This is a genomic window from Streptomyces sp. RP5T, from assembly GCF_003933965.1.
GTDB lineage: Bacteria > Actinomycetota > Actinomycetes > Streptomycetales > Streptomycetaceae > Streptomyces.
In genome coordinates this window covers 1-3,263 of record NZ_RSAJ01000782.1, presented here as the reverse complement: position 1 = coordinate 3,263, position 3,263 = coordinate 1, and the positions used below count along the sequence as shown (strand labels likewise).

Genomic DNA, 3,263 nt, shown 5'->3' with positions numbered 1-3,263 from the left:
GAACAGGACACGGTCCGCCACCCCCGCCTCGTGCGCGGTGCGCCGCAGGACGTGCTCCTCGGGTCCGCCGCCGACCAGCAACAGCCAGTAGTTCTCGGGGAGTCGGGCGAGAGCGTGGATGAGCACGTCGAACCGCTTGGCCGCCGTGAGCCGGCCGATGCCGCCGACGACGTACGCGGTCTCCGGCAGTCCGAGCCGCTGCCGGGTGCGCAGTCGCCGTGCCGGGTCGAAGCGGAAGCGGGCCAGGTCGATGCCGTTCGGGACGACCTCGATCCGCGGGGCCGGTACCCCCCAGCGTCTGAGCCGGTCGGCGACCGTGGGCGACACGGCGACGGTGGCGTGGCCGAGCCGCTCGCTGGCCAGGTACAGCGCCCGGACGCCCGGGGTGAGCCTGCGCCCCTCCATCTGCGAGTCGCCGAGGGAGTGTTCGGTGGCCACGACCGCCCGGACGCCCGCGAGGCGCGCGGCGAGCCGGCCGTAGACGCAGGCGCGGTAGAGGTGGGTGTGCACGAGGTCGTAGCCGCCCCGGCGGATGAGCCGTGCCAGCCGCGGCAGTGCGGCCAGGTCGCGGTTGCCCGCCATGCCCAGGTGCGTGACCCGCACCCCGTCCGCGGCCAGCCCGTCCGCGACCGCGCCCGGGTTGGTGAGCGTCACGACCTCGCAGTCGGCGGGCAGGTGGCGCAGCAGCAGCCGCAGTTGCTGCTCCGCGCCGCCGACGCCCAGGCCGGTGATGATGTGCAGGGCCCTCATGTCACAGACCTCCCACCGGGCGGCGCCGCAGCCGGTGCAGCCGGTACTTCAGGAACAGGCGCACGGAGTCGTCGTTCTGCCCGATGTGGAGGCGGGGCAGGGCGAACGGGCCGGTGAGCGGGCCGGGGTCGATGGCGCAGGCGTAGCGGTACCCGGCGCCGCGGACCGCCTCGACAGCCCGTCCGTCGACCGTGCCGTAGGGGTAGCAGAAGCCGTCCACCGGCGCGCCCAGCAGCTCCTCCAGCGCGGCCCGGCTCTCGACGGTCTCGGCCTTCAGCCGGAGGTCGTCCACCGCCGTCAGGTCGACGTGCGTGAGGCCGTGCGAGCCGATCTCGATCCCCGCCCGGGCGGCCTGCCGGATGCCGTCGGCCGTGAGCAGCGGTTTGCGCGGGCCCAGCGGGTCCCAGGCGTTGTCGCCGCCGAGCCGGCCGGGCAGCACGAAGAGCGTGGCGCCGAAGTCCAGCCGGCGCAGTACGGGCAGGGCGTGCTCGACGAAGTCCGCGTATCCGTCGTCGAAGGTGAGCCCCACCAGCCGGCGGGCCCCGCCCCGCGCGCGAGCGGCCAGCAGTTCGGCCATGGACACGCCCCGCACCCCCCGCAGGGCGAGCCACCTCAGCTGCCGTTCCAGCCGGTCGGGGGTGACGGTGATGCGGTACGGGTCGTCCGGGCAGTCCGTCACCGAGTGGTACATCGCCACCCAGGGGACGGGACCACGGCGGGGCGCCGTGCGGGCGCCGGCGGAGTCAACGGCCATGCGGGAGCCTTCGGGTGAAGGTACGGACGGCGGCCCGTACGGAACGGAGGGCGGGTGCGAAGCCCTGGACGCCCAGGGCCAGGCCGAGCAGGACGAACACGGCGGCCACCGTCGCCGATCCCGCCAGGAGGCCCGGCAGCGGCGCCCCGGCCCGGCTCGCGACGAGCCCGCCCGCCGGCGTCGCGACCGCGGCCGCGCACACCGGCCGGCCCAGCCGGGCGAGCACCTGCCGGGTACGGACGGGGACACCGCGCGGGACACCCCGGTACGTCGTCCCCATGCCGGCCAGCAGCAGCGAGGCCGTCACGGTGATCCCGGCGGCGTTGGCGGCGGCGATCCCGGACACGCCCCACGGGCCCACCGCCCAGGCGCCGGACCACGAGGTGAGGACGATGCCCGCGGCCATCGCGCAGACCGGGTACCAGGTGGGGCGGCCCGCCGAGAAGTACGAGCGGATCAGCACGCCGACCAGGGTCTGCCCGAGCAGCCCGAGGGCGTACACGCGCATCACGCCCGCCGTGGCGGCCGTGTCCCGGGCGGTGAACGCGCCGCGCTGGAAGAGGACTTCGACGATCTGCGGGGCACACGCGATCACCGTGGCCGCGCCGAGCAGCACCGTGCAGGCGGCCAGCACCAGGTCCCGCTCCACACGGGTACGGGCCCGCTCGGTGTCCCCGTCGGCCAGGGCCCGCGCGACCACCGGGAAGGTGACCGTGCACAGCATCAGCGACAGGGTCATCGGGATCTGGGCCACCTTCTGCGCGTAGTTCAGGTGCGAGATGGCCCCGGCGGGCAGGGGGGAGGCGAGGAAGCGCTCGACGAGGACCTGGGACTGGCGGCACAGCGCGAAGAGCAGGACGGGGGCGACGAGGGCCAGGGTCACCGCCCGGTCCGGGGCCTCGGCGGGCTCCTCCCGGCGCACCGGGGAGTGCCGCAACTGCCGCCACACCGCAGGCAGTTGCACCGCCACCATCAAGGCACCGCCCGCCGCGACACCCGCGGCGGCCGAGCGCACCCCCCAGTCGCCGCCCAGGACGAACATCGCCGTGATGATGCCGGCGTTGTACGCCACGTAGATCGCGCCCGGCATCAGGAACCGCCGGTGCGCCCGCAGCACCGCGCTGCAGTACCCGGCGAGCCCGAAGCTCAGCACGCAGGTCGCGGTGAGCCGGGTGCAGTCCACGGCCAGGGCGGGGTCGGGCAGGCCCGGCGCCAGGGCCCGGACCAGGTAGGGAGCGGCGGCGACGATCAGCGCGGACGCGGCGACGAAGACCAGGGTCAGCCGGGGCAGGGTGGCGGCGACCAGCGAGCGGACCGGGTCACCGGGAGCACCCCGGGCGCGCCGGGCCAGAGCCAGGCTGAACGCCGGGATCAGCACGAAAGCCAGCCCGTCCTCGATGAGCAGCGTGGACGCGAACTCCGGCACGGTCCACGCCACCAGGAAGGCGTCCGTCCCGCTGCCGGCCCCGAACAGACGGGCCAGCGACTGATCCCGCACCAGCCCGAGCAGCGCCCCCGCGACGGACAGGGCGGCGGTGACGGCGGTGGCCTTGGCGAGGAAACGACGGGAGACCGGGGGCAGTTCGGGAGCCGGACGAACCGCGTCGGCGACACCGCGGGCCGCGGGGACGACCAGCGGGCCACCTGGGCCGGGGGGCGTGCCGGACGGGGTGTCGAGGGGCGTGCCGGGGCCGGTCTTGGGGGGCGTGCCGGTTCCGGGCCCCTCCCCGGAGGTCACGCCGTACGCGGACTCCGGGCC

At 75.7% G+C, this 3,263-nt stretch carries 3 protein-coding genes; all 3 read right to left on the bottom strand.

Annotation, left to right across the window (positions count from 1 at the left end; translation table 11 throughout):
• On the bottom strand, window positions 1-750 hold a 750-nt coding region (locus tag EHS43_RS40900; RefSeq protein ID WP_125195589.1), incomplete at its 3' end, for a glycosyltransferase.
• Between the two features lies 1 nt (window position 751).
• Complete coding sequence (locus EHS43_RS40895) at window positions 752-1,504, bottom strand: polysaccharide deacetylase family protein (RefSeq protein WP_125195588.1); 753 nt, start codon at window positions 1,502-1,504, stop codon at window positions 752-754.
• On the bottom strand, window positions 1,494-3,140 hold the full coding sequence (gene murJ, locus EHS43_RS40890; RefSeq protein ID WP_125195590.1) for a murein biosynthesis integral membrane protein MurJ: 1,647 nt from the start codon (window positions 3,138-3,140) through the stop codon (window positions 1,494-1,496). Before murJ ends, EHS43_RS40895 begins: the two co-directional genes overlap by 11 nt.
• Between the last annotated feature and the right edge of the window lie 123 nt (window positions 3,141-3,263).

Excerpts from the sequence above, each read along its gene's own strand:
- EHS43_RS40895 (WP_125195588.1), bottom strand. The coding sequence starts at position 1,504 with ATGGCCGTTGACTCCGCCGGCGCCCGCACGGCGCCCCGCCGTGGTCCC.